This window comes from Limnohabitans sp. 2KL-27 (genome assembly GCF_001269345.1).
Classification (GTDB): domain Bacteria; phylum Pseudomonadota; class Gammaproteobacteria; order Burkholderiales; family Burkholderiaceae_C; genus Limnohabitans_A.
Window position 1 is genome coordinate 1735090 of record NZ_CXOP01000002.1, and the last position, 23583, is coordinate 1758672.

A 23583-nucleotide genomic window follows, 5' to 3' on the forward strand; every position below is an offset into this window, starting at 1 on the left:
CTCCCGCTATGGCCCACATTTACATCTTTTCTCCGTCCAGCGCGGTGCGCGACAAGGCCGCATTCCGCCGTGGCGTCAAGCGATTGCAAGCCCAAGGGCATGAGGTGGAAGTCGATGAAGCGGCGCTGGCCAGCCACATGCGTTTTGCGGGCGACGACGCCACGCGCATTGCGGCCATCGCCCGCGCCTCAGCCAGTGGCGCCCATGTCGCACTCATTTCGCGCGGGGGCTATGGCCTCACGCGCATCTTGCCCAGCTTGCCCTACAAGCAGATCGCCAAAGCGATTGATGGGGGCATGCAGTTCGTAGGCCTGAGCGATTTCACGGCGTTCAACCAAGCGGTGTATGCGCAAACCGGGCGCATCAGCTGGCAGGGCCCGGCATTGGGCGAAGACTTTGGCCCCGAGCAAGAGCCCGACGACATCATGCAGGCCTGCTTTGACGACCTGATTTTGGAGCAAGGCGAGGGCACGGGCTGGCAACGCCCCAAGGCCGAGACCGAGCGCTCAGTGCGTGTGAAAGACGCGCCGTTGTGGGGCGGCAACCTGTCGGTGCTGACCTCGCTGCTGGGCACGCCGTACTTCCCGCAAATCAAAAATGGCGTGCTGTTCCTCGAAGACGTGGGCGAGCACCCTTACCGCGTCGAGCGCATGCTGACCCAGTTGTTGCACGCAGGCGTTTTGGCCCAGCAAAAAGCGGTGCTGATGGGGCAGTTCAGCCGGTACAAGCTGGTCCCCGCCCACGACAAGGGCTTCAAGTTGACCGCCGTGATCGACTGGCTGCGCAGCCAGATCAAGGCCCCTGTGCTCACGGGCCTGCCCTTTGGCCATGTCGAGACCAAAGTGCTGCTGCCCGTCGGGGCGAAGGTGGACCTTGTCACCGAGGGGCGTGACGCGTTGATGGTTTGGGGCCATATTTGAAGGGCGTGTTCAAGCCAGTCTGCTCTGGCCTTGGCGCACAGAAGTCGGCTGCAGTGCCGACGCTCTGAAAAAAATGGAGACAAACATGAAATGGATCGCAAGAATCCTGTGGCTGGCTTTGGTCGCTACCTTGGCAGCAGGTGGTGCGCTCAGCGTCTATCTGTTGCGCGGCATGCCCCAACTCGATGGTGAGGTTCAACTCAAGGGCCTGTCTGGCGCGGTTGAAATCACCCGGGATGCCTCGGATGTGACCCACATCAACGCCAAGAACGCCTTGGACGCCTGGCGCGCCATTGGCTTTGTCCATGCGCAAGAGCGTGGTTGGCAGATGGCGTTCAACCGTCGCCTCATGCGCGGCGAGTTGTCTGAAATTTTGGGCAAAGCCACACTGGACACCGACAAGCTGATGCGCACGCTGGGCATTGTTGGCATGGCCCAGCAGCAGTTGAAAGGCCTGTCGCCAGCCACCCAAGCTGCGTTGCAGGCCTACAGCGAGGGCATTCAAAACGCGTGGCAAAGTGGTGCGGTGCGTCCTTCGCCCGAGTTCAAATTGTTGGGCAGCCAGGCCATCGGTGCCGATGGCCAAGCCTGGACGCCCGAAGACAGTGTGGGCTGGGCATTGATGATGGCGCTGGACTTGGGCGGCAACTGGGGCCAGGAATTTGCCCGTTTGTCCGCAGGCCAGGTGCTCAACAACGCGCAGCTGTGGCAACTCTTGCCCGCATACCCCGGCGAAAAACCGGCGACATCCGTGGACTTGCCCGCACTGTACCGAGGGCTGGGCGTTTATGCCCCTTCGACGGCCAAAGCGGCCCATGCGCCAGTTCCCCACACCCCTTTGGCCCAATGGTCGGCCGAGTGGGTGCGCGACATGGGCATTCTGGAGGGCAAAGGCAGCAACAACTGGGTGCTGCCTGGCAGCCGCACCGTGTCGGGCAAGCCTTTGCTGGCCAATGATCCCCATCTGGCCTTGAGTTCTCCCGCCATTTGGTACTACGCCCACCTCAAAGCCCCGGCGGGTGAATTGCCCGGTGGGTACCAACACCCGCCGCTCGACGTGATCGGCGCCACCTTGCCCGGCCTGCCTTTTGTGGTGCTGGGGCGCACCACCGGTGTGGCCTGGGGTTTCACCAACACCGGCCCCGACGTGCAGGACTTGTATCTGGAGCAACTTGATGCAGCCAAGCCCGGGCAATACCGCACACCCGATGGCTGGGCCGCTTTTTCACAGCGCAGCGAAACCATCCGCGTCAAAGGGCAGGCCGATGTCGCGCTCCAGGTGCGCAGCACCCGCCATGGTCCGGTCATCAGCGATGTGCAGCCGCAATACCAAGGCCTGATCGACGCGAGCCGTTATGCCGTCAGCCTGCGTTGGTCTGCGCTCACGCCCGACAACAAAACCATCGAAGCGGGCATGCAGGCCAACTGGGCCCAAACAGTGCCGCAACTGCTAGAGGCCTTTGCCGAACACCATGCGCCCATGCAAAGTGTGGTGATGGCCGATGCCTTGGGCGATGTGGCCTACAAAGCCGTGGGCAAAGTGCCCACGCGTTCGGCCCAAAACGACATCCGTGGCGTGGCGCCATCCCCGGGTTGGCTGGCCCCATACGACTGGACCGGTTGGCTGCCCTATGCACAAAACCCGGCGGTGGACGCCGCCCAGATCGAGAAAAAGGGCTGGCACGCCACAGCGAACCAGAACATCCTGCCGCCCGGGTATGCCCATTTTTTGGGGGGTGACTGGACCACGCCCGAGCGCTTCGAGCGCATCGAACAGCTGCTGGCGGCCACGCCTCGCCACAGTCTGCAAAGCATGCAGGCCATTCAGAACGATGTGCTGTCCCTGGGTGCCAAAAACTTGCAGGCCAAGCTCGGACAGGTCACATCAGCGCACGCCTTGGCCCCTGCTGCCTTGAAGCTGTTGGCCGGTTTTGATGGGCAGATGCGCACCGACAGTGCAGCGGCTTTGGTGCTGAATGTCTGGGCCGATGAGTTGACGCGGGGCTTGTTGGTGCCGCATTTGGGCGCAGAGCGTTTCCAAGCGCTGTATGGGAAGCGCCATTTCAGGGCCGCCGTGGAGGGCATCCTGGAGCGTTCCGATGCGTTTTGGTGTGGCCCTTCTGGCTGCCTCGCGCAAGTGACTGGGGCGCTGGAGCGGGCGCTTGACCGGATTGTGGCCAGCCAGGGGCGCGATCTGTCGGCTTGGCGTTGGGGTGCGTGGCACCCGGCCATCAGCAGCCACAAACCTTTTGGCAAAGTGCCTTACCTCAACGCCGTGTTCGATGTGCGGGTGGAAAGTGCCGGGGATTTATTCACCGTGAATGTGGGTCAATATTGGGCCAATGACAAGCAAGCCCCTTTTGCCAACCGGCATGCGGCCTCCATGCGGGCGGTCTACGACTTGAGTGGGGCTGGTCCGTCGGTTTTCATTTACCAGACAGGGCAGTCTGGCCATGCGTTTGATCCACGCAGTCGCGACATGGCCGGGCTTTGGGCTAAAGGGAGCTACCGCGCATTGCAGCAACAGCCACAAGCCGTGATGCATCACATGACGCTGCGGCCTTGAGTCGCCCAACGGTCTTGTAGGGTGTGGACGTCAGGCGCGGCGCTGCGCGACAAAGCCTGACAAATAGGCCGACATCCAGACGGGTGACAGCGCCTTGTTGAGGACCTGAATACTGGCCGTGTGGCTGGCTAATTTGGACGGCGGCAGCAAATCTGCCTCCGCAGTCAGGATCAGCGTGTGGGCCACGGTGTGCCTGGAGCTCACAAATTTCTGCAAGATGTCCAAGGCTTTTTCTTGCTGTTTGCGCGACTCGGTCATTTGAACGACCAGCAGGTCGTGCTTTTCGTTCAACAACGCCAGCAAAGCTTCTGTCAGGGAATCGTAAAACGACATTTGAAGTGGCAATGGCCATTGGGCCATGTCCTTTTTGAGCCGGTGGGTCAGCTCTGGGGACTCGATCACCATCATGACTTTGGCGCGCCGGTCCGTGGGCAAGCGCGGTGCTTCAGAAAAATTGTTGGCACTTTGGTAATTCAGCACCGAGGACAGCGAAATCCGACGGTGTCCGCCAAAGGTTTTCCAAGCCTGCAAGATGTTGTTGTCGACCAGTTTCTGGATGGTCGCCATCGACAAACCCAAACGCTTGGCGGCCTGTGAACTGGTCAGAAACTCGGCAGTTTCTGCTTCGAGGGGTTCGGCTTCGGTCATGGTGTGTGGGCTCTCTGGGTGGTTTAGGGCGTTGCGCGATGCTCGGTCCGCTGGCACATTCCCTGGCGTGCCTTGCCAAATTTTTGACTTTTTGGTGGATGCCACGGTGCTATGAAGCATCAAAATCATCCGCCGCAGCGCTTTCAATTTTCAAGAAAAACAATTCGTCAGAACACCCCCAATTAGGGATGTTTTGATTGAATTTATTGAAAATTTAAAAATAATTAACAAAATTGATGAGATTCAAAGGGGATCTCTGCGTGGCCACGCCCCAGGGTGACTGTCGGGTCAAGCGCCTGCAGTTACATTCAAGGCACATGTCTTCCGATCCTCCGTCCCACCTACACCCCTGGCAAGTGATCACAGGCGGTATTTGCGGCTTGGTCTTGTCCATCGGCCTGGCCCGGTTCGCCTTCACCCCCTTGTTGCCCCAACTGCAGTTGCAGACGGGCCTGAGCGATGCCGCAGCTGGGGGCCTGGCCGCCACCCACTACGCGGGTTACATCTCAGGCGTTCTGGCGGCTGCCTGGATCGACGATGTGCGCTGGCGGCACCGCCTCTACAGCATGGGACTTTGGGTGTCGCTGCTCACCGTGGCCGGGATGGCCTTGTCCACTTGGATGCCTGCTTGGGCCATGTGGCGCTATTTGGGGGGCTTGTGCGGTGCCACCGGCATGTTGCTCGGTGCAGGTTTGGTGTTGGGTTGGCTGATGCGACAAGGCCGACGGCCCGAGTTGGGGGTGCTTTTTATCGGATTGGGCTTGGGCATCGTGGTGTCGGCCCTGGGTGCCTGGGGCGTGTCGCACATCTGGGCGAATTGGTCGCATCAATGGCTGGCCATGTCGGCAATCGGGCTGGTGTTTTTGGTGCCGGCCTGGTGGTGGCGGCCGCCCGTGCCGCCTGCTCAGGCTGCCGTGACCTCTGCAGAGGCTGGGCCCAAAGTGTCGCGCCGTTGGATGCTGACCATGGCGGCCAGCTACTTTGCGGCGGGTTGGGGCTTTGTGATCAGCGCCACCTTCACGGTGGCCGTTGTCGAGCGAGAACCGGCATGGGCCGGGCAGGGCGCATTGGCTTGGGCACTGGTGGGGCTGGCGGCCATGCCTGCGGTATTTTTGTGGGACAAGGTGGCGCGGCGCTGGGGTGACACCCGGGCCCTGCTGCTGGCCTTTGGTTTGCAGACCTTCTCGGTCATCTTGCCGGCCCTGTCGGGCTCTTTGGCGGCCGCACTGGGTGGCGCCATCGGCTATGGCGCCACCTTCATCGGCATTGTCAGTTTGACACTCGCGTTGGTCGGGCGGCGAGCCCCGAACAACCCGGGCAAAGCCATGGCCCGCCTGACCTTGAGTTATGGCGCAGCGCAGGTGATTGCCCCCGTGGTGGCCGGCGCCATGGCGCAGGCCACTGGCACTTTCAAGGGCGCTTTGTGGTTGACCGCTGGGGTGATGCTGCTGGGCATGGCCTTGCTGGCCACTTTGCCGGATGACCCTTCTACGACATGATCACCTTGCGTTGGCCAAGACGGCTGATTCAACGCAAATGGCTTGAGACCCATGCGCGTCATCGGTCAATGGGTGTTGTTCGCAAAATGGCTTTTCTCTAAAAAGCCTTTCAAGGCAACAGGGTGGAAAATATGAACATGTCCGACACCTTGGACGGGCCAGGACGCCATTTTGCCGAGCAGCATCTGCACACCGTCCTGGCCCGCCTGGCCGGGCCGGGTGCTCTGCCCCGCGCCGATCAGGTTGACGCGGTGCATGCTGCGCTGCAACCGGCGTCCCGCGTGTTGGTGGTGCAAGCCACGGGCTGGGGCAAGTCGGCGGTGTACTGGGCAGCTACTCACGCCATTCGCAGCAAGGGCGCTGGCCCCACTTTGGTGATCTCGCCCCTGCTGGCACTGATGCGCGACCAGGTGAGCGCCGCCGAGCGGGCGGGTCTGAAGGCGGCCACCGTGAACTCCACCAACCTTGACGACTGGGACGAGGTGTTTGCGCAACTGGACGCAGACAGGCTGGACGTGTTGCTGGTCTCGCCCGAGCGGCTGGGCAACCCGCGCTTTGCGGCGCGCTTGGGCGCTTTGCTGGCCCGGGTGGGCCTGATTGTGATCGACGAGGCGCACTGCATCAGCGACTGGGGCTTTGACTTCAGGCCCGATTACCAGCGGCTGGCGCGGGCGCTCTTGTCCACCCCCACGGCCAGCGTCCTCGCCACCACTGCCACGGCCAACCAGCGGGTGACGCACGACATTGGCCAGCAGCTGGGCGTGGGCACGGTGATCTTTCGCGGCACGCTGGCTCGCACCTCCCTGACGCTGTCGGTGGTGCCCGGCTTATCCCCCTTGCAGCGTTATGCCTGGTTGGCCGACGCCCTGGAGCAGTTGCCTGGTTCGGGCATTGTCTATGTGCTCACGGTGGCCGAAGCCGAACGGCTGACGGCGTTTTTGCGCAGCTGCGGGCATGCGGTCGATGCCTACACCGGACAAAGTGACGCGGACACGCGCTGGTTGGTGGAAGACCGTTTGCGCCACAACCAGATCAAGGCGGTGGTGGCCACTTCGGCGCTGGGCATGGGTTACGACAAGCCCGACCTCGGGTTCTGTGTGCATGTGGGTTCCCCCTCGACCCCGGTGGCGTATTACCAGCAGGTGGGCCGGGCAGGACGGGCGGTGGCGCATGCCGAAGGGGTGTTGTTGCCTTCCGACGCCGATGAGCGCATTTGGGATTACTTCGCCACCGCGTCGATTCCAGACCCCGTCACGGCGGCCAAAGTCCTGGCGAGTTTGGGCACGGACGGGCGCAGCTTGCTGGAAATCGAAGCCGATACCGGCGTGCGCCGGGGAAGACTCGAAGCGCTGCTCAAAATTTTGGCTGTGGATGGCGTCGTGGACAAAGACGGCTCGGCATGGCGGGCGACGGGCGTGCCCTACGAACACGACGCGGCCAAATGGACGGCCTTGGCGCAGGTGCGCCAGCAAGAGGCCGACATCATGCGCCAGTACGCACACGGGCAAGGTTGCTTGATGGCTTATTTGCAGACTGCTCTGGACGACCCTTTGCCCACGCCTTGCGGCCGCTGCTCGGTGTGCACCGGGCATTTGCCCTTTCCGGGGCTTTCGCCCTCACCCGAAAAGCTGATCGCTGCCCGCGACTTCTTGCGGGGCATGGACGTGGCCATCGAGCCGCGCAAACGCTGGCCGGGCGGGGTGGGGCGCCGGGGCGCGATTCGCGGCTTTGATGCAGGCCGCGCCGTGGCGTTTGCCGATGACCCGGCCTGGGTGACCGAGCTGCAGGCGCTGCGCACGGCGGTGTCGGGGGATGTGCCTGCCGAGATCCTGGCAGGGGCTGTGGCCTTGCTCGGGCGCTGGGCCAAGAGCTGGCCAGCCCGTCCGCTGTGCGTGGTGCCCCTGCCTTCGCCCGACATGGCCTTGAACCGGCGTGTGGCCGATGACATCGCCCAAAAGGGCCGCCTGCCTTTGCTTGACGTGTTCAGCTGGACGGGCGGACCTGCGCCGGATGACGCGGCCTCTACCCCGGTGGTGGCGCATCTGGAGTCGGCCATTCGTCTGGCACCCGATGCCGCTTTGCCCGCCGGGCCGGTGCTGCTGGTGGCCGCCGATGTGCGCACCCGCTGGACGGCTACGGTGGCGGCAGCGCTCTTGCGCGAGCGGGGGGCCAGCCAGGTTCTTTTGCTGGCCTTGCACCTGCGGCCTTGAGGCATGATGAGCGATTGATTTGAAGAAGACGATGAACGACCACACCCCAGACATGCAAGACCGGCCCCTGCTTCAGGAACCACGCCTGTGGCAAAACGAGCAATGGACCGCCCAAGTCATCAAAAATGACGATGACGACGGTTGGGCCGTGGCCATGTACCGAGAAGGCGAGAGCGAGCCCGCCTTGGTGGGGCCGTGGACCATGGGTCGCGACAAAAAGAACCCCAAGCCGCTGGACGGCTCGGCATTCATCACCTTGGTGAAAACCGCCAGTGAGTTTGTGCGACGCAGCGAGCAGCAGTTGCACGCCACGCTGCACCAGTCGGTCGTGGTCAATGGCCCAGGCGGGCGGGTGACGGTGCTGTTGGACATCGTGCCCGACGAGGACAGCCCATACGCCACGCTCAGCGCGCAAGATGACGCTGACACCCTGCTGGCCCAGGTCAAGGTGGAGGCCGGCTTCAAGCTCAACCGCCAAACGGCGCAGGCCTGGGTCGATGCCGACTTTGCCAAGTCGGGTGCGGCTCGCCGCTGAAGCATCAGCAAGCCGATGCGGCGATGGGGCTCAAATCCCCAGGCTTTGCAACTGAACCAGCCCTTTCGGGGTTTGCAGCGTGGCCACCAAATTGGCTGGGCCGGCCTCGATGGCAATGCCTTCGAGTCCAATGGCCGCGTAGGCCGCTTGGAGTTTGGCGGCGCTGGGGTGGCTCACGCTCAGGCTTTGCAAGGTCACGCCGGAGCGCGGCAGGCTGTTGCGCGGGTGCAGGCGCAGCGGGTCGGTCGCGTCGGGTTTGCCCCATTGGATCAAGGTGGGCAAGGTGCCGTCGAAGAGGCGCTCGCCGTCTTCGCGCACTGTAATTTGCCAGTTGAGAGTGCCTTTGCCAGACTTGCGGCTGGCGTGCACGACTTGGCCACGCTCAATGCCTTGGGCCCGCAGCAGATGGCGGGCGGCCTTGATGTCGTCGGTGCTGGACACGAAGTGGATCAGCCGGGGTTGCTCGGCAACGGTTTTTTGCAAGGCCTTGTTGTCCATGTCGAACCAGCGTGGCACCTGCGAACGTTTGGGGATCACGGCCGCTGGGTTGATGGCGATGATTTCAAAATAAGCCAAGGGGAATTGGGGGGAGGCAATTTTGAACAGGCGGTTGTGCGTGCCATATTTTTCGTGTTCGCCGCCGGGGCCGGGTGTGATGCCCAGGGTCTCTTCACACCATTGCACGCCGTCTTGCAATGACGCTGCCATCACCACCAAATGGTCAATTTGAGTTTTCATTTTTTCAAAATCAGATATTGCCTCAGAGCATAACGGATGCATGCTCGCGCCTGCGACAATCGCAGGCACTGTTCTTGGAGTCTTTATGTTGATCGATGCTGATGAAAGCCAACTGGTGCTGGTGGATTTTCAGGTCCGCCTGAAACCTGCGATGCTGGACGCAGACGCCGTGTGGGCCAACGCCGCACGCCTGGCCACCTTGGCCCAAGCGCTGGAGGTGCCCACTTGGGGCACCGAGCAAAATCCATCGCGCCTGGGCGAGATGCCCCCCGACATCCGCAGCCATTGCCGCCAGGTCCTGGCCAAGATGCAGTTCAGCGCTGTCGAAGAGGGTCTGGGCGAATGGCTTCAGCCCGAGCCAGTTCAGGCCCCGCGCGGCAATGCCCGCAGTTTGCCACGCCACTTGCAAAAGCCCCAGACCGGAACCGAGCCACGCAAGATCATCGTGTTGGCCGGTTGTGAAGCGCACATTTGTTTGATGCAGACCGCCCTGGATTTGCTGGAAGATGATTTCGAGGTCTGGGTGGTGACCGATGCCTGCAGCTCGCGCACCGAGCGCAACCGCGATGCCGCTTATGACCGATTGGCGGGGGCAGGCGCAGAGTTGGTCACTGCCGAGATGGTGGCGTTTGAGTGGATCCGCACCGCCGAGCATCCCGACTTCAAGTTGCTGCAAAGCTTGTTCAAATGAAGGGCCATCGGTCAGTACAGCGCTGTCCGACTCTGTGGGTGGCTATTTTGCAGCCGGTTTGAGTCAGCTTATTGCAAGTCCTTTGTCCATAATTATGAATTCAGAAGTTCGGGGTGATGCGAGACCATCGCACCCTTCTGGGTTTCAACTTGGTGGGTTTTCAGGAGACATCCATGGGCCATTTCGAAGAATTTCATGCCCGGTCGATCAACGACCGTGACGCTTTTTGGGCCGAGCAGGCCAAACTGGTGGACTGGAAAGTTCAGCCGCAGCAAATCTGCGATTACAGCAACCCGCCTTTTGCCAAATGGTTTGTCGGCGGCGAGACCAACCTGTGCCACAACGCGGTGGACCGTCATCTGGCCGAGCGGGCCGACCAGCCGGCTTTGATCTTCGTTTCGACCGAAACCGACCAGGAAAAAACCTACACCTACCGTGAGCTGCACGCCGAAGTGCAGCGCATGGCGGCCATCTTGCAAGACCTGGGCGTGGTCAAGGGCGACCGCGTGCTGATTTACATGCCCATGATCGCCGAGGCCGCTTTTGCCATGCTGGCCTGTGTGCGCTTGGGGGCCATCCACTCGGTGGTGTTCGGCGGTTTTGCCTCGCATTCTCTGGCCACCCGCATCGAGGACGCTTCGCCCAAAGTCATCATCAGCGCCGATGCCGGCTCACGCGGGGGCAAGGGCGTGCCCTACAAGCCGCTGCTGGACGAAGCCATCAAGCTCTCGGCCCACAAGCCGGTCAATGTGGTCATGGTGGACCGTCATCTGGCTGCATTCACCCCCGTGGCCGGACGTGATGTGGATTACGCCACCGAGCGCGCCAAGCACATGGATGCGGTCGTGCCCTGCGTGTGGGTCGAATCCACCCACCCCAGCTACACCCTCTACACATCGGGCACCACCGGCAAGCCCAAGGGCGTGCAGCGCGACACCGGGGGCTACACCGTGGCTTTGGCCGCCAGCATCCCCAACATCTTTGAAGGCAAGCCCGGCGGCACCTTTTTCTGCACCAGCGACATCGGCTGGGTGGTGGGCCACAGCTACATCATCTACGGCCCACTGATCGGTGGCATGGCCACCATCCTCTACGAAGGCCTGCCGATTCGCCCCGACGGCGGCATCTGGTGGAGCTTGGTCGAGAAGTACAAAGTCCAGGTCATGTTCAGCGCCCCCACGGCCATCCGGGTGCTCAAAAAGCAAGACCCTGCGCTGCTGACCAAGTACGATCTGTCCAGCCTGCAGGCCCTGTTCCTGGCCGGAGAGCCACTCGACGAGCCCACCGCCAAATGGATATCTGAAGGCCTCAACGGCAAGGCCATCATCGACAACTACTGGCAGACCGAAACCGGTTGGCCGATCTTGAGCATCTGCAACGGCGTGGAAAAAGCACCCAGCAAGTTCGGCTCGCCCGGTAAGGCGATTTACGGCTACAACGTCAAGCTGGTCGACGACCAAACCGGCGAGGAGCTGACCGGCGCCAATCAGAAAGGCGTGCTGACCATCGAAGGCCCCTTGCCCCCCGGCAACCTGCAAACCATCTGGGGCGACGACGAGCGTTTCGTCAAGACCTACTGGAAAACCGTTCCGAACAAGCTGGTCTACAGCACCTTCGACTGGGCGGTGCGCGACGAAGACGGCTACTTCTTCATCCTGGGCCGCACCGACGATGTGATCAACGTGGCCGGCCACCGCCTGGGCACCCGCGAGATCGAGGAAAGCATCTCCAGCCACCCCAACATCGCCGAAGTGGCGGTGGTCGGTGTGGCCGATCAACTCAAAGGGCAAGTGGCCATGGCCTTTGCCATTGCCAAGGACACCTCGGGCCTGACGGATGCGGCAGCGCGTCTGAAGCTCGAAGGCGAGGTCATGAAGGTGGTGGATTCGCAATTGGGTGCGGTCGCCAGGCCATCCCGTGTGCTGTTTGTGACGGCGTTGCCCAAGACGCGCAGCGGCAAATTGCTGCGCCGGGCCATTCAGGCCGTGGCCGAGGGGCGCGATCCCGGCGACCTGACCACGATGGACGATCCGGCTGCTTTGCAGCAGATCGTGGATCTGATCAAAGGCTGACCATTCTGGACCCCGCTTTGCCGGGGTCTTTTTTTGTCCCGAAAACCTTGTGCACACTTTCTGGGATTCGACTGTAAGTTTGATATCGGACTGGGCGTGGCACAATGCACACTGTACTCAGGCCCTTCCTTTGCCACAGTCGCATCCGCCAACCGGTTCAGCCGTGTCGCGGAAGGTAAATCTCAACCAACTAATGTTTCCCAGAGGGAAACGGAGGTCAGCGAAATATGAGCGAGACTAATTCCGTCTACGCTGCCTACCAAGGCAACACCTATTTGTTCGGCGGTAACGCCCCGTACGTCGAAGAGATGTACGAAAACTACCTGGCCAATCCCGGAAGCGTTCCTGATTCTTGGCGTGAGTATTTCGACGCCCTCCAGCATGTCCCCGCAGTCGATGGCAGCAACGCCAAAGACGTCCCCCATCTGCCCGTCATCAACGCCTTTGCCGAGCGCGCCAAGTCCGGCGGTACCAAAGTCGTCATGGCCAGCGCCGATGTCGAGATGGGCCGCAAGCGCACCGCCGTGCAGCAGCTGATCGCCGCCTACCGCAACGTGGGCCAACGCTGGGCTGATCTGGACCCCTTGAAGCGCACCGAGCGCCCCAACATCCCTGACCTCGATCCCGCTTTCTTCGGCTTCACAGACGCCGACCAGGAAACCGTGTTCGATACCAGCAACACCTTTTTCGGTAAAAACCGGATGTCTCTGCGCGAGTTGCTCAATGCGCTGCGCGAGACCTATTGCGGCACGATTGGCGCCGAGTACATGTACACCACCGAGCAGGCTGAAAAGCGCTGGTGGCAGCAAAAGCTCGAGAGCATCCGCAGCAAGCCCAATTTCACGGCTGAGAAGAAAAAACAGATCCTCGACCGCCTGACGGCTGCCGAAGGTCTGGAGCGCTACCTGCACACCAAATACGTGGGTCAAAAGCGTTTCTCGCTCGAAGGCGGTGAGAGCTTCATCGCCGCCATGGACGAGCTGATCCAGTCGGCCGGCGCCCAAGGCGTGCAGGAAGTTGTGATCGGCATGGCCCACCGTGGCCGCTTGAACGTGCTGGTCAACACCATGGGCAAGCTGCCGGCGGACTTGTTTGCCGAGTTTGACCACACCGCCCCCGAAGATTTGCCTGCCGGTGACGTGAAGTACCACCAGGGTTTCAGCTCCGATGTGAGCACGGCCGGTGGCCCGGTCCACTTGACTCTGGCCTTCAACCCCTCGCACCTGGAAATCGTGAACCCCGTGGTGGAAGGCTCGGTGCGCGCCCGCATGGACCGTCGTGGTGACCCGCAAGGCAAGCAGGTGTTGCCCGTGCTGGTGCACGGCGACGCCGCTTTCGGCGGCCAGGGTGTGAACCAAGAAACCTTTGCCCTGGCCCAAACCCGTGGTTACTCCACCGGCGGCACGGTGCACATCATCATCAACAACCAGATCGGTTTCACAACGTCGGACCCTCGCGACATGCGCTCGAGCGTGTTTTGTACCGACATCGTCAAGATGGTCGAAGCCCCGGTGCTGCACGTCAACGGCGACGATCCAGAAGCCGTGGTCATGGCGGCGCAACTCGCGCTGGAATACCGCATGACCTTCCGCAAGGACATCGTGCTGGACGTGGTCTGCTTCCGCAAACTGGGCCACAACGAGCAGGACACTCCGGCGCTGACCCAGCCGCTGATGTACAAAAAGATCGCGGCCCACCCCGGCACGCGCAAACTGTTTGCCGACAAACTGGCCGCGCAAGGCCTGGGCGACAACTTGGGCGAGGAGATGGCCAAGGCTTACCGCGCCGCACTGGACGCTGGCAAGAACACCACCGACCCCGTTTTGACCAACTTCAAGACCAAGTTCACCGTGGACTGGTCGCCCTTCTTGGGCAAGAAGTGGACCGACGCTGGCGACACCGCTGTTCCCTTGGCTGAGTGGAAGCGTCTGGCTGAAAAGATCTCGACCATCCCTGAGTCGGTCACGCCTCACCAACTGGTCAAGAAGGTGTACGACGACCGCGCGGCCATGGGCCGTGGCGACATTCCCGTGGACTGGGGCATGGGCGAGCACATGGCTTTCGCATCCTTGGTGGCCAGTGGCTACCCGGTGCGTTTGTCGGGTGAGGACTGCGGCCGTGGCACGTTCACACACCGCCATGCGGTCATCCACGACCAAAAGCGTGAAAAGTGGGACACAGGCACTTATGTGGCCCTGCAAAACGTCTCAGACAAGCAGGCACCCTTTGTGGTCATCGACTCGATCTTGTCCGAAGAAGCGGTGCTGGCCTTTGAATACGGCTACGCCTCCAACGACCCCAACACCCTGGTGATCTGGGAAGCCCAGTTTGGCGACTTTGCCAACGGTGCACAGGTGGTGATTGACCAGTTCATCGCCTCGGGTGAAGTCAAGTGGGGCCGCGTCAATGGCATCACCTTGATGTTGCCCCATGGCTACGAAGGTCAGGGTCCTGAGCACAGCTCGGCCCGCGTCGAGCGCTTCATGCAGCTGGCCGCCGACACCAACATGCAACTGGTGCAGCCCACCACGGCCAGCCAGATCTTCCATGTGCTGCGCCGCCAGATGGTGCGCAACTTGCGCAAGCCCTTGGTCATCTTCACGCCCAAGTCACTGCTGCGCAACAAGGACGCCACATCGCCGGTGTCCGAGTTCACGCATGGCAGCTTCCAGACCGTGATCCCGGAGAACAAAACGCTCAAGGCCGATAAGGTCAAGCGCGTGGTGGCTTGCTCGGGCAAGGTCTACTATGACCTGGTCAAGCACCGCGAAGCCAAGGGCGCCGAGGACGTGGCCATCATCCGCGTCGAACAGCTCTACCCCTTCCCGCACAAGGCGTTTGCGGCCGAGCTGAAAAAGTACCCCAACGCCACCGACATCGTGTGGTGCCAGGACGAGCCGCAAAACCAGGGTGCCTGGTTCTTCATCCAGCACAACATCCACGAGAACATGCTGGAGGGCCAAAAGCTCGGTTATGCCGGTCGCGCCGCTTCGGCCTCGCCTGCAGTGGGTTACTCGCACCTGCACCAGGACCAGCAAAAGGCGCTGATTGAGGCGGCATTTGCCAAACTCAAGGGCTTCGTGCTGACCAAGTGAGGCGGCCTCTGGTGCTGAGTGTTCAGCGCCAGGCCCTTCACCCCAATCCTCCAGTACACCTTCCTAACGTTCAACGCATAACGGAAAAATCATGGCAATCGTAGAAGTCAAAGTTCCCCAACTGTCCGAGTCTGTGGCCGAGGCCACCATGCTGCAGTGGAAAAAGAAAGTCGGCGACACCGTGGCCGCCGACGAAATCCTGATCGAGATCGAAACCGACAAGGTCGTGCTTGAAGTGCCAGCGCCCTCTGCTGGCGTTCTGTCCGAAATCATCCAGGGCGACGGCGCCACTGTGGCCGCTGAACAGCTGATCGCCCGCATCGATACCGACGGCAAAGTGGCCGCCGCGGCCCCAGCGGCTGCCGCACCTGCTGCCGCTGCGCCAGCTCCTGCGGCTGCAGCGCCTGCTGCTGCTGCCTCGGCGAGCATGGCCGGTGTGGCCATGCCCGCTGCAGCCAAACTGATGGCCGACAACAGTTTGGCTGCAGGTTCTGTGGCCGGCTCTGGCAAAGACGGCCGCGTGACCAAGGGCGATGTGCTGGCCGCTGTGGCCGGTGGCGTCAAGTCCACCGCTGCCGTGATCCCGACCGGCGTGCCCACCAAGGCCTTGCCTCAGGTGTCCGGACCGGCGGTCGACTTGGGCGAGCGCCCCGAGCAGCGCGTGCCCATGACCCGTCTGCGCGCCCGTGTGGCCGAGCGTTTGCTGCAATCGCAGTCGACCAACGCCATCTTGACCACCTTCAACGAAATCAACATGGCCCCGGTCATGGAGATGCGCAAGCGCATGCAAGAGCGTTTCGAGAAGGAGCACGGCTGCAAGCTGGGTTTCATGAGCTTCTTCGTCAAAGCCGCTGTGCACGCCCTCAAGAAGTTTCCGGTCTTGAACGCCTCGGTCGACGGCAACGACATCGTCTACCACGGCTATTTCGACATCGGTATCGCGGTGGGTTCGCCGCGCGGTTTGGTGGTGCCCATCTTGCGCAACGCCGACCAGATGAGCTTTGCCGACATCGAGAAGAAAATTGCCGAATTCGGCGTCAAGGCCCGTGACGGCAAGCTGGGCATGGAGGAGATGACCGGCGGCACCTTCTCGATCTCCAACGGTGGCACTTTCGGCTCGATGATGTCCACCCCCATCATCAATCCACCCCAGTCGGCGATTTTGGGCGTTCATGCGACCAAAGACCGCGCCATGGTGGAAAACGGCCAGGTTGTGGTTCGCCCCATGAACTACTTTGCCATGTCCTACGACCACCGCATCATCGACGGCCGCGAAGCGGTGTTGGGCCTGGTGGCCATGAAGGAAGCGCTGGAAGACCCAGCCCGCCTGCTGTTCGACATCTGATTTCCTTGTTTCAATGCCCCCTGCCCAGGGGGCGTTTTTCATCCAGAAGACCTATCCCATGAGCAAACAATTCGACGTCGTTGTCATCGGCGGTGGCCCCGGTGGCTACATTGCAGCCATCCGCGCTGCACAACTCGGTTTCCAAGTCGCTTGTATCGACGAATGGAAAAACGCAGCCGGTGGCCCAGCCCCTGGCGGCACCTGTACCAATGTGGGTTGTATCCCCTCCAAGGCGTTGCTGCAGTCCAGCGAGCACTTTGACCACGCCAACCACCACTTCGCCGAACACGGCATCAGCGCCACGGGCGTGAAGATGGACGTGGCCCAGATGATTGCGCGCAAAGACACCGTCGTGAAGCAAAACAACGATGGCATCTTGTATTTGCTCAAGAAAAACAAGGTCACCTTTTTTCACGGTCGGGGCAGCTTTGCTGGCCAAGCCGAAGGCGGCTACACCATCCATGTGGCAGGCAAGACCGAAGAGGCCATCTCGGCCAAGCAAGTCATCATTGCCACGGGCTCCAACGCCCGTGCCTTACCAGGCACGCCTTTTGACGAAGTCAATGTCCTGTCCAACGACGGCGCTTTGCGCTTGGGCGCGGTGCCCAAGAAGCTGGCCTTGATTGGCTCTGGCGTGATTGGTTTGGAAATGGGCTCGGTCTGGCGTCGTCTGGGGGCTGAAGTCACCATCCTCGAAGGCCTGCCTACTTTTCTCGGCGCGGTGGACGAGCAAATCGCCAAAGAGGCCAAGAAAGCATTCGACAAGCAGGGCCTCAAGATCGAGCTGGGCGTGAAAGTGGGCGAGATCGTCAACGGCAAGAAGGGTGTCACCGTCCACTACACCAACGCCAAAGGCGAAGCCGTGAAGTTGGACGCCGACAAGCTGATCATCTCGATTGGCCGCGTGCCCAACACCATCGGTTTGAACACCGAAGCGGTGGGCCTGCAGCTCGACGAGCGCGGCGCGATCGTGGTCGACGCCGACTGCAAAACCAACCTGCCTGGCGTGTGGGCGGTTGGCGACGTGGTGCGCGGCCCCATGCTGGCGCACAAAGCCGAAGAAGAGGGCGTGGCGGTGGCCGAGCGCATCGCGGGCCAGCATGGACACGTGAACTTCAACACCATCCCCTGGGTCATCTACACCAGTCCCGAGATCGCTTGGGTGGGCCGCACCGAGCAGCAACTCAAAGCCGATGGCGTGGCGTACAAGGCGGGCTCGTTCCCCTTCTTGGCCAACGGCCGTGCCCGCGCTTTGGGCGATACGACCGGCATGGTGAAAATGCTGGCGGACGCCACCACCGACGAAATTCTGGGCGTGCACATCGTGGGCCCACAAGCCTCCGAGTTGATCGCCGAGGCCGTGGTGGCCATGGAATTTCGCGCCAGCGCCGAGGACATCGCACGCATTTGCCATGCACACCCGTCCTTGAGCGAATCGACCAAAGAGGCTGCTTTGGCTGTGGACAAGCGCAGCTTGAATTTCTGAGACCTTGACGCACCCGTCACTGCGGTTTCGGGTGAGTTGGGTTAAAGTTCCGCATCCCTGAAAACCCGGGCTTTGTCCCGGGTTTTGTTATTGAAATCAAGAGCAAGCCACCCATGTCCGTTCGTGCAGTTTACGAAGAAGAACTCCAAAAACGGGGCTACCAAAGCGACCCCGCGCAGTTGCGGGCCATTGAGGCACTGGAGCGCTGCGCCGGCGAGTGGTCGGCCTACAAGTCCAAGCGCTCGGGCCTGCTGGGCAAATTTCTGAGCCGCCCGGAGATCCCCAAGGGGGTCTACATGTTTGGTGGGGTAGGGCGTGGCAAGAGCTTTTTGATGGATTGTTTTTTTGCGGCCGTCCCGATCGAGCGCAAAACCCGTTTGCATTTTCATGAGTTCATGCGTGAGGTGCACCGCGAACTCACCGTGATCCAGGGCACCGTCAACCCGCTCGATGAGTTGGGCAAACGCATGGCCAAGCGGTACCAGCTGATTTGTTTTGACGAGTTCCATGTGGCCGACATCACCGACGCCATGATCTTGCACCGCCTGCTGGTGGCACTCTTCGATAACGGGGTGGGTTTTGTCACCACCTCCAACTTTGAGCCCGACGGCCTCTACCCCGATGGCCTGCACCGCGACCGCATACTGCCTGCCATCGCTTTGCTGAATGCGCGCATGGAGGTGCTCAATGTGGACAACGGCACCGACTACCGCCGCCGCACCTTGGAGAGGGTCAAGCTCTACCACGCCCCTTTGGGCGAGCAAGCCGACGCCGAGATGAACGACGCCTTCAACCGCCTGGCCACCGGGCCCGATGAAGACACGGTGCTGCACATCGAAGCGCGGGAAATCACGGCCAAGCGCCGTGCCGGTGATGTGGTTTGGTTCGACTTCCGAGCGATTTGCGGGGGGCCTCGCTCGCAAAACGATTACCTCGAAATCGCCACGCAGTACCACACGGTGCTGCTGAGCAATGTGCCGCACATGCCCGTCAGTATGGCCTCCGAGGCGCGACGCTTCACTTGGTTGATTGACGTGCTGTATGACCGCCGGGTCAAGTTGATCATGTCGGCCGCCGTGGCCCCTGAAGGGCTGTACACCTCGGGGCCCATGTCGCATGAATTTCCGCGCACGGTGTCTCGTCTGCACGAGATGCAGTCGAGCGAGTTCCTCGCGCTTGAGCACCGCACCGTGGACACGCACCTCACATGAAACGCTACGCCATGGCGGTTTTGGCCGCATTGTCGAGTTCTTGGTTGGGCGCGCAATCTTTGGTGGGCGAGCCAGAGTTCATCCGTGTGCAGCGCGAAGCGCTGGCCAGCCAACGTGCCGAGGTCATGGCGGTCTATCAGGAAGAGGCCAAGGCCTGCTGGCGAAAATTTGCCGTCAATGCTTGCCTGAGTGAAGCCCGGCAAATACGCCGGTCCGCACTGGAGCCCTTGCGCCAACAAGACCTGCTGCTCAATGCCCAAGAGCGTCAGTGGCGAACCGAGCAGCGTGATTTGCGTTTGCAGGGCAAGCAAACCAGTCAGCCCACTGCGCCATGATGGACGCTTCAGCCGAAAACCTGCGCTCGCCCCAGCGGCAGTTGATCGAGTGCCAGATGGCCCATGCCGATTTGGATGCCTTGATTGACCAGGCGGTGTTGGCCCCGCAGCCTCTGGACGAGTTGCTGCTGCGTCGGCTCAAAAAAAGGCGATTGGCTTTGCGCGACCAAATGACCCGATTGCAGTGGCTTCTGGACCCTAAGGAGCCTGCTTGAGCTTGTTGCTGCAAAGGGTGTCCGAAACCTTGTCCAGCCATGGGGCCTTGGCCCATTCGGTGCCGGGTTTTCAACCACGTGCTGGGCAAACCGACATGGCGCTGGCGGTGACGCAGACCCTGGAGCAGGGTGGCCAGCTGGTGGTGGAGGCTGGCACAGGTGTTGGTAAAACCTATGCCTATCTGGTGCCGGTTTTGCTCAGCGGGCAACGGGCGCTGGTGTCCACGGCCACCAAGGCGCTGCAAGACCAATTGTTTTCTCGCGACATTCCTCGCCTGATCGAGGTGCTGGGTTTGCCGATCCGCGTGGCGTTGCTCAAGGGCCGCGCCAACTATCTGTGCTTGCACCGCATGGCGCAAGCCCGCCACAGCGCCGAGTCCGCCCAGCCGGGTGCCGAGTGGGCGCTGGCCAAGATCGAAACCTGGTCACAGACCACCCGCACCGGCGACATGGCCGAGCTGACGGGTCTGGATGAGCGTTCTGCCTTGTGGCCGCTGGTCACGTCGACCCGGGACAATTGTCTCGGGTCGAGTTGTCCCAGCTACCGCGCCTGCCATGTGAACCTGGCCCGCAAGGAAGCGATGGCCTCGGATGTGGTGGTCATCAACCACCATCTCTTCTTTGCCGACATGGCTGTGCGCGAGTCGGGTGTGGCCGAGTTGCTGCCCACGGTGCGCGTGACGGTGTTTGACGAGGCCCATCAGCTCAACGAGATCGGTGTCAACTTTCTGGGCAAGCAACTGTCCACAGTGCAGCTTTTGGAGTTGTCGCGCGATGTGCTGGCCACGGGTCTGCAGCTGGCCCGGGGCCTGGTCGATTGGCATGCCTTGACCGATGGCCTTGAAAAATCAACCCGCGATTTGAGATTGGCCGCCGGCCTGCACCGCGGATCCGTGCGCTTGCGCTGGACCGAGCGCTGCCCCGAGGGCGTGGCGTCGGCCGATTGGGCGCAGGCCTTACACACATTGCAGCAAGCTTTGGCGCTCATGCAGGCCGGGCTGGAGATGGTGGTCGAGCTGGCGCCGGATTTTCAGCGCCTGTTGGAGCGCACCCGTGAGTTGGAACAGAAAGCGGCCTTGTTTGCCAATCCACCGGACCCGGAGGGTGTGCGTTGGGCCGAAGTCAGTGCACAGCTGCGATTGATCGAGTCGCCTTTGGACATCGCGCAGGCCTTTTCTGCCCTGACCTGTCCTGTGCAGCCCACCTTGTCCGGCGCGGCTGTTGAGCCCGCTGATCCCGATTCACTGGAGGCCTTGATGGCGGGCGACCCCCGGCACCCGGCAGACGATTCGACAGCGACGCCCGTTGGGGTCGGGCAGCGGGCCTGGATTTTCACCTCGGCCACGCTGGGGGACGAGCCCAGATTGCGCTGGTTCACCGAGCCTTGCGGTCTGACTTCCGCGCAGGTTATGCAGGTCAGCAGCCCCTTTGACTACGCACAGCAAGCTGCACTGTATGTGCCCGAGCATTTGCCCAAACCCGCAGACCCGGGTCACGCTGCGCATGTGGCGCAGCTGGTGGTCGATGCGGTGGAGTTGCTGGGCGGGCGCACACTGGTGCTCACCACCACCTTGAATGCCATGCGCTCGATCGGGGAGTATTTGCAGACCCGACTAGACCCGGCATCGAACGTGGAAGTGCTGGTGCAGGGGCAAAGCCCCAAGCGGCGCTTGATGGAGCGCTTTCGCGAAGGCGGGGGCGATGGGCGTGCAGGTTGTGTGCTGGTGGCATCGGCTTCCTTTTGGGAGGGCTTTGATGTGCCCGGTCAGGCCTTGCAGTTGGTGGTGATCGACAAGCTGCCCTTCCCGCCGCCCGGAGATCCCTTGTTTGAAGCCCGAAGTCAGCGCATCACCCGTGAAGGGGGCAGTGCTTTTGCCGACCATGCACTGCCCGAAGCCGCCGTGACCCTCAAGCAAGGGGCTGGACGTTTGATCCGCAGTGAAACGGATCGGGGTGTTTTGGTGGTGTGCGATACACGCCTGGCCACCATGTCTTATGGCCGCAGACTGCTCCGGGGCTTACCGGAAATGCGCCGCTTGAACGGCCATGACGAGTTTTTAGCGACTTTGCGTCAACTCACCACAGACGCCACCAGCTGGACGACTTCTTGACCCCGCCGGCTTTGAGGTAATCGGATTGGGGAAAATTCTTTTCGAGCACGCGCTTGGCGTCGTCTCGCAGGGCAGTCATGCCCATGGCATCGTAGGAGCTGACCAAAATCGCCAATGCTTCCTCGACCGCTGGCACACCCTGGTATTCGGCAATCGCCTGTTGAGCGCGGTTGACTGCGGCCACATGGGCCCCGCGGCTGGCGTAGTAGCGGGCCACGTGCACTTCGTAGGCGGCCAGTGCGTTCACGATGTGCAGCATGCGTTGACGTGCTTCCGGGGCATATTTGGAATCGGGAAAGCGTGTGGTCAATTCTTTGAAGGATTCGTAGGAGTCCTTGGCTGCTTTTTGGTCGCGTTCCGAAAGATCTTGTCGGGTGATGAAAGCGAACAATCCCAAGTTGTCATTGAAGTTGACCAAGCCTTTGAGGTAAATCGCGTAGTCGAGCGCTGGGCTGGCCGGGTGCAGGCGGATGAATCGGTCCAAGGTGGCGATGGCCTGGATTTTGTCGCCGGTTTTGTATTGGGCGTAGGCCTTGTCGATCTGGGCTTGTTGCGCCAAAACGGTACCGGCAGCGCGGCCTTCGAGCTTTTCGTAATAGGTGATGGCCTTGTCCCAGGCACCGGCGTTGGCCTCGTCACGTGCTTCAGCATAGATTTTCTCAGGGGTCCAGCCCGCTGTGACGTCCTTGGTGGTATTGGCGCAGCCTGACAGGAACAGTCCCGCAGCCAAAACCAGGCCAGTTGGAACCATCGATAATCTCAAGCTTCGCATCTGTGACACCCTTGTACTGTTGAACGCCTTGATTATATCGACCGACCCTGAAATGGATGAGCCCTCTGCCTTGCTGGACGATGGCGAGCGCGTGCTGGAGGCATCGGACGAGGAGGTGCGCACCTGTCTGGTGCCGGTGGCCCTGCATGGCCAACGCCTGGACCGTGCTTTGGCGCAAATGGTGCCCGAGTTTTCGCGCAGTTACTTGCAGCAATTGATCGAGCAGGGCGATGCCCTGATCGACGGGCGAGTGGTCACCAAGGTGTCGACCAAGGTGCGCCTGGGGCATCAGGTGTTGGTCACCTTGCGGGCCACCCCCCAGTCGCAGGCATTTGTGCCGGAAGACATGCCCATCGATGTGGTCTACGAAGACGCTCACCTGCGTGTCATCAACAAGCCAGCGGGTCTGGTGGTGCATCCGGCCCCTGGCAACTGGCGCGGCACGCTGCTCAATGGTTTGTTGGCGCTGGACCCGCAAGCCTGCGAAGTGCCCCGCGCAGGCATCGTGCATCGCTTGGACAAGGACACCAGCGGCTTGATGGTGGTGGCCCGTACGCGCCAGGCCATGGATGCGCTGGTCCACTTGATTGCGGCTCGTGACGTGCGCCGTCAGTACCTGGCCATTGGACACAAAGCGTGGCATACACCTTCGCCAACCAAGGTGGAGGCTGCCATTGGCCGTGACCCTGCGAACCGCCTGCGCATGGCGGTGGTTGATTTGACGCACCAGTCCGGCAAGACGGCCGCCACCACCATCGAGGTGTTGGACCACAACAAGCTCGGATGCTTGGTCGAATGCACCTTGCACACCGGTCGCACCCACCAAATCCGGGTGCACATGGCGCACATGGGCCACCCCTTGCTGGCGGACGCCGTCTATGGCGGAGCCAAAGCCGCTGGCATGGCGCGCCAGGCTTTGCATGCTTGGCACCTGGCCTTTGTTCACCCCATCACCGGTCAGTCGGTCGACATCCGATCGCCTTTGCCCGAAGACATGGCGCGGGCTTTGTCCGATTGGGGCCTCAGCTACAATGCAACCACTCAGGGAGCTTGAGCCGGAACACCGGTTTGGGCGCATCCAGGGCCTGGCCAACGGCCAAAGCCCTCCAGAACGGGGTTGTTTCTTTGCAGAAG

At 61.6% G+C, this 23583-nt stretch carries 18 protein-coding genes; 15 read left to right on the forward strand and 3 right to left on the reverse strand.

The genetic code is table 11. The annotated features are described in order from the left end of the window. Positions 1 to 8 precede the first annotated feature (8 nt). Both LHAB_RS11155 and LHAB_RS11160 read left to right on the forward strand, forming a co-directional pair. The gene (locus LHAB_RS11155; RefSeq protein WP_090046359.1) at positions 9 to 920 is read left to right on the forward strand and encodes an LD-carboxypeptidase; all 912 of its coding nucleotides are present in this window, start codon (positions 9 to 11) and stop codon (positions 918 to 920) included. Positions 921 to 1005: 85 nt separating this feature from the next. Further along, the gene (locus LHAB_RS11160; protein WP_090046362.1) at positions 1006 to 3486 is read left to right on the forward strand and encodes a penicillin acylase family protein; all 2481 of its coding nucleotides are present in this window, start codon (positions 1006 to 1008) and stop codon (positions 3484 to 3486) included. A 30-nt stretch (positions 3487 to 3516) separates the two neighbouring features. Here LHAB_RS11160 and LHAB_RS11165 read toward each other — a convergent pair whose 3' ends face one another. Next, on the reverse strand, positions 3517 to 4134 hold the full coding sequence (locus tag LHAB_RS11165) for a helix-turn-helix domain-containing protein (protein ID WP_194943164.1): 618 nt from the start codon (positions 4132 to 4134) through the stop codon (positions 3517 to 3519). Between the two features lie 317 nt (positions 4135 to 4451). Between LHAB_RS11165 and LHAB_RS11170 the strand changes: the two genes are divergently transcribed. The 3 genes from LHAB_RS11170 to LHAB_RS11180 all read left to right on the forward strand — a co-directional run bounded on the left by LHAB_RS11170 (position 4452) and on the right by LHAB_RS11180 (position 8378). Further along, the gene (locus tag LHAB_RS11170) at positions 4452 to 5633 is read left to right on the forward strand and encodes a YbfB/YjiJ family MFS transporter (RefSeq protein ID WP_090046367.1); all 1182 of its coding nucleotides are present in this window, start codon (positions 4452 to 4454) and stop codon (positions 5631 to 5633) included. Positions 5634 to 5770: 137 nt separating this feature from the next. After that, positions 5771 to 7843 carry a RecQ family ATP-dependent DNA helicase gene (locus LHAB_RS11175; protein ID WP_228763414.1) on the forward strand — a complete coding sequence of 691 codons (2073 nt, stop codon included), beginning with the start codon at positions 5771 to 5773 and terminating at the stop codon, positions 7841 to 7843. 31 nt (positions 7844 to 7874) lie between these two features. Further along, positions 7875 to 8378, forward strand: coding sequence for a hypothetical protein (locus LHAB_RS11180; RefSeq protein ID WP_090046372.1), 504 nt, complete (start codon positions 7875 to 7877; stop codon positions 8376 to 8378). 30 nt (positions 8379 to 8408) lie between these two features. Here LHAB_RS11180 and LHAB_RS11185 read toward each other — a convergent pair whose 3' ends face one another. Beyond that, positions 8409 to 9116 (reverse strand): VOC family protein, encoded by a 708-nt coding sequence (locus LHAB_RS11185; RefSeq protein ID WP_090046373.1) that lies wholly within the window; start codon positions 9114 to 9116, stop codon positions 8409 to 8411. Between the two features lie 85 nt (positions 9117 to 9201). Between LHAB_RS11185 and LHAB_RS11190 the strand changes: the two genes are divergently transcribed. From LHAB_RS11190 to LHAB_RS11230, 9 genes are all read left to right on the forward strand, one after another. After that, positions 9202 to 9807, forward strand: a complete 606-nt coding sequence (locus tag LHAB_RS11190) for an isochorismatase family protein (RefSeq protein WP_090046375.1) — start codon at positions 9202 to 9204, stop codon at positions 9805 to 9807. Between the two features lie 173 nt (positions 9808 to 9980). Next, positions 9981 to 11879 carry a propionate--CoA ligase gene (locus tag LHAB_RS11195; protein ID WP_090047912.1) on the forward strand — a complete coding sequence of 633 codons (1899 nt, stop codon included), beginning with the start codon at positions 9981 to 9983 and terminating at the stop codon, positions 11877 to 11879. Positions 11880 to 12106: 227 nt separating this feature from the next. Next, a complete protein-coding gene (locus LHAB_RS11200; RefSeq protein ID WP_090046377.1) occupies positions 12107 to 14974 on the forward strand; it encodes a 2-oxoglutarate dehydrogenase E1 component in 2868 nt (955 codons plus the stop codon). 91 nt (positions 14975 to 15065) lie between these two features. Continuing rightward, on the forward strand, positions 15066 to 16319 hold the full coding sequence (gene odhB, locus LHAB_RS11205) for a 2-oxoglutarate dehydrogenase complex dihydrolipoyllysine-residue succinyltransferase (RefSeq protein WP_090046379.1): 1254 nt from the start codon (positions 15066 to 15068) through the stop codon (positions 16317 to 16319). A 58-nt stretch (positions 16320 to 16377) separates the two neighbouring features. After that, entirely contained in the window at positions 16378 to 17805 is a 1428-nt protein-coding gene (lpdA, locus tag LHAB_RS11210; RefSeq protein WP_090046381.1) for a dihydrolipoyl dehydrogenase, read from the forward strand. Positions 17806 to 17918: 113 nt separating this feature from the next. Continuing rightward, positions 17919 to 19016, forward strand: a complete 1098-nt coding sequence (zapE, locus tag LHAB_RS11215; RefSeq protein WP_090046384.1) for a cell division protein ZapE — start codon at positions 17919 to 17921, stop codon at positions 19014 to 19016. Beyond that, the gene (locus LHAB_RS11220) at positions 19013 to 19351 is read left to right on the forward strand and encodes a hypothetical protein (protein WP_090046386.1); all 339 of its coding nucleotides are present in this window, start codon (positions 19013 to 19015) and stop codon (positions 19349 to 19351) included. Before zapE ends, LHAB_RS11220 begins: the two co-directional genes overlap by 4 nt. After that, on the forward strand, positions 19348 to 19566 hold the full coding sequence (locus tag LHAB_RS11225) for a DUF465 domain-containing protein (RefSeq protein ID WP_369814116.1): 219 nt from the start codon (positions 19348 to 19350) through the stop codon (positions 19564 to 19566). The genes LHAB_RS11220 and LHAB_RS11225 overlap by 4 nt, the downstream gene beginning before the upstream one ends. Positions 19567 to 19661: 95 nt before the next feature. After that, positions 19662 to 21677, forward strand: a complete 2016-nt coding sequence (locus tag LHAB_RS11230; protein ID WP_090047914.1) for an ATP-dependent DNA helicase — start codon at positions 19662 to 19664, stop codon at positions 21675 to 21677. Here the strand turns inward: LHAB_RS11230 and LHAB_RS11235 are convergent. Then, positions 21643 to 22428, reverse strand: coding sequence for an outer membrane protein assembly factor BamD (locus tag LHAB_RS11235; RefSeq protein ID WP_369814117.1), 786 nt, complete (start codon positions 22426 to 22428; stop codon positions 21643 to 21645). The genes LHAB_RS11230 and LHAB_RS11235 overlap by 35 nt on opposite strands. Positions 22429 to 22501: 73 nt before the next feature. On the opposite strand from LHAB_RS11235, the gene LHAB_RS11240 reads away from it, so the two are divergent. Beyond that, positions 22502 to 23503 carry an RluA family pseudouridine synthase gene (locus LHAB_RS11240; RefSeq protein WP_090046390.1) on the forward strand — a complete coding sequence of 334 codons (1002 nt, stop codon included), beginning with the start codon at positions 22502 to 22504 and terminating at the stop codon, positions 23501 to 23503. Positions 23504 to 23583: the final 80 nt, after the last annotated feature.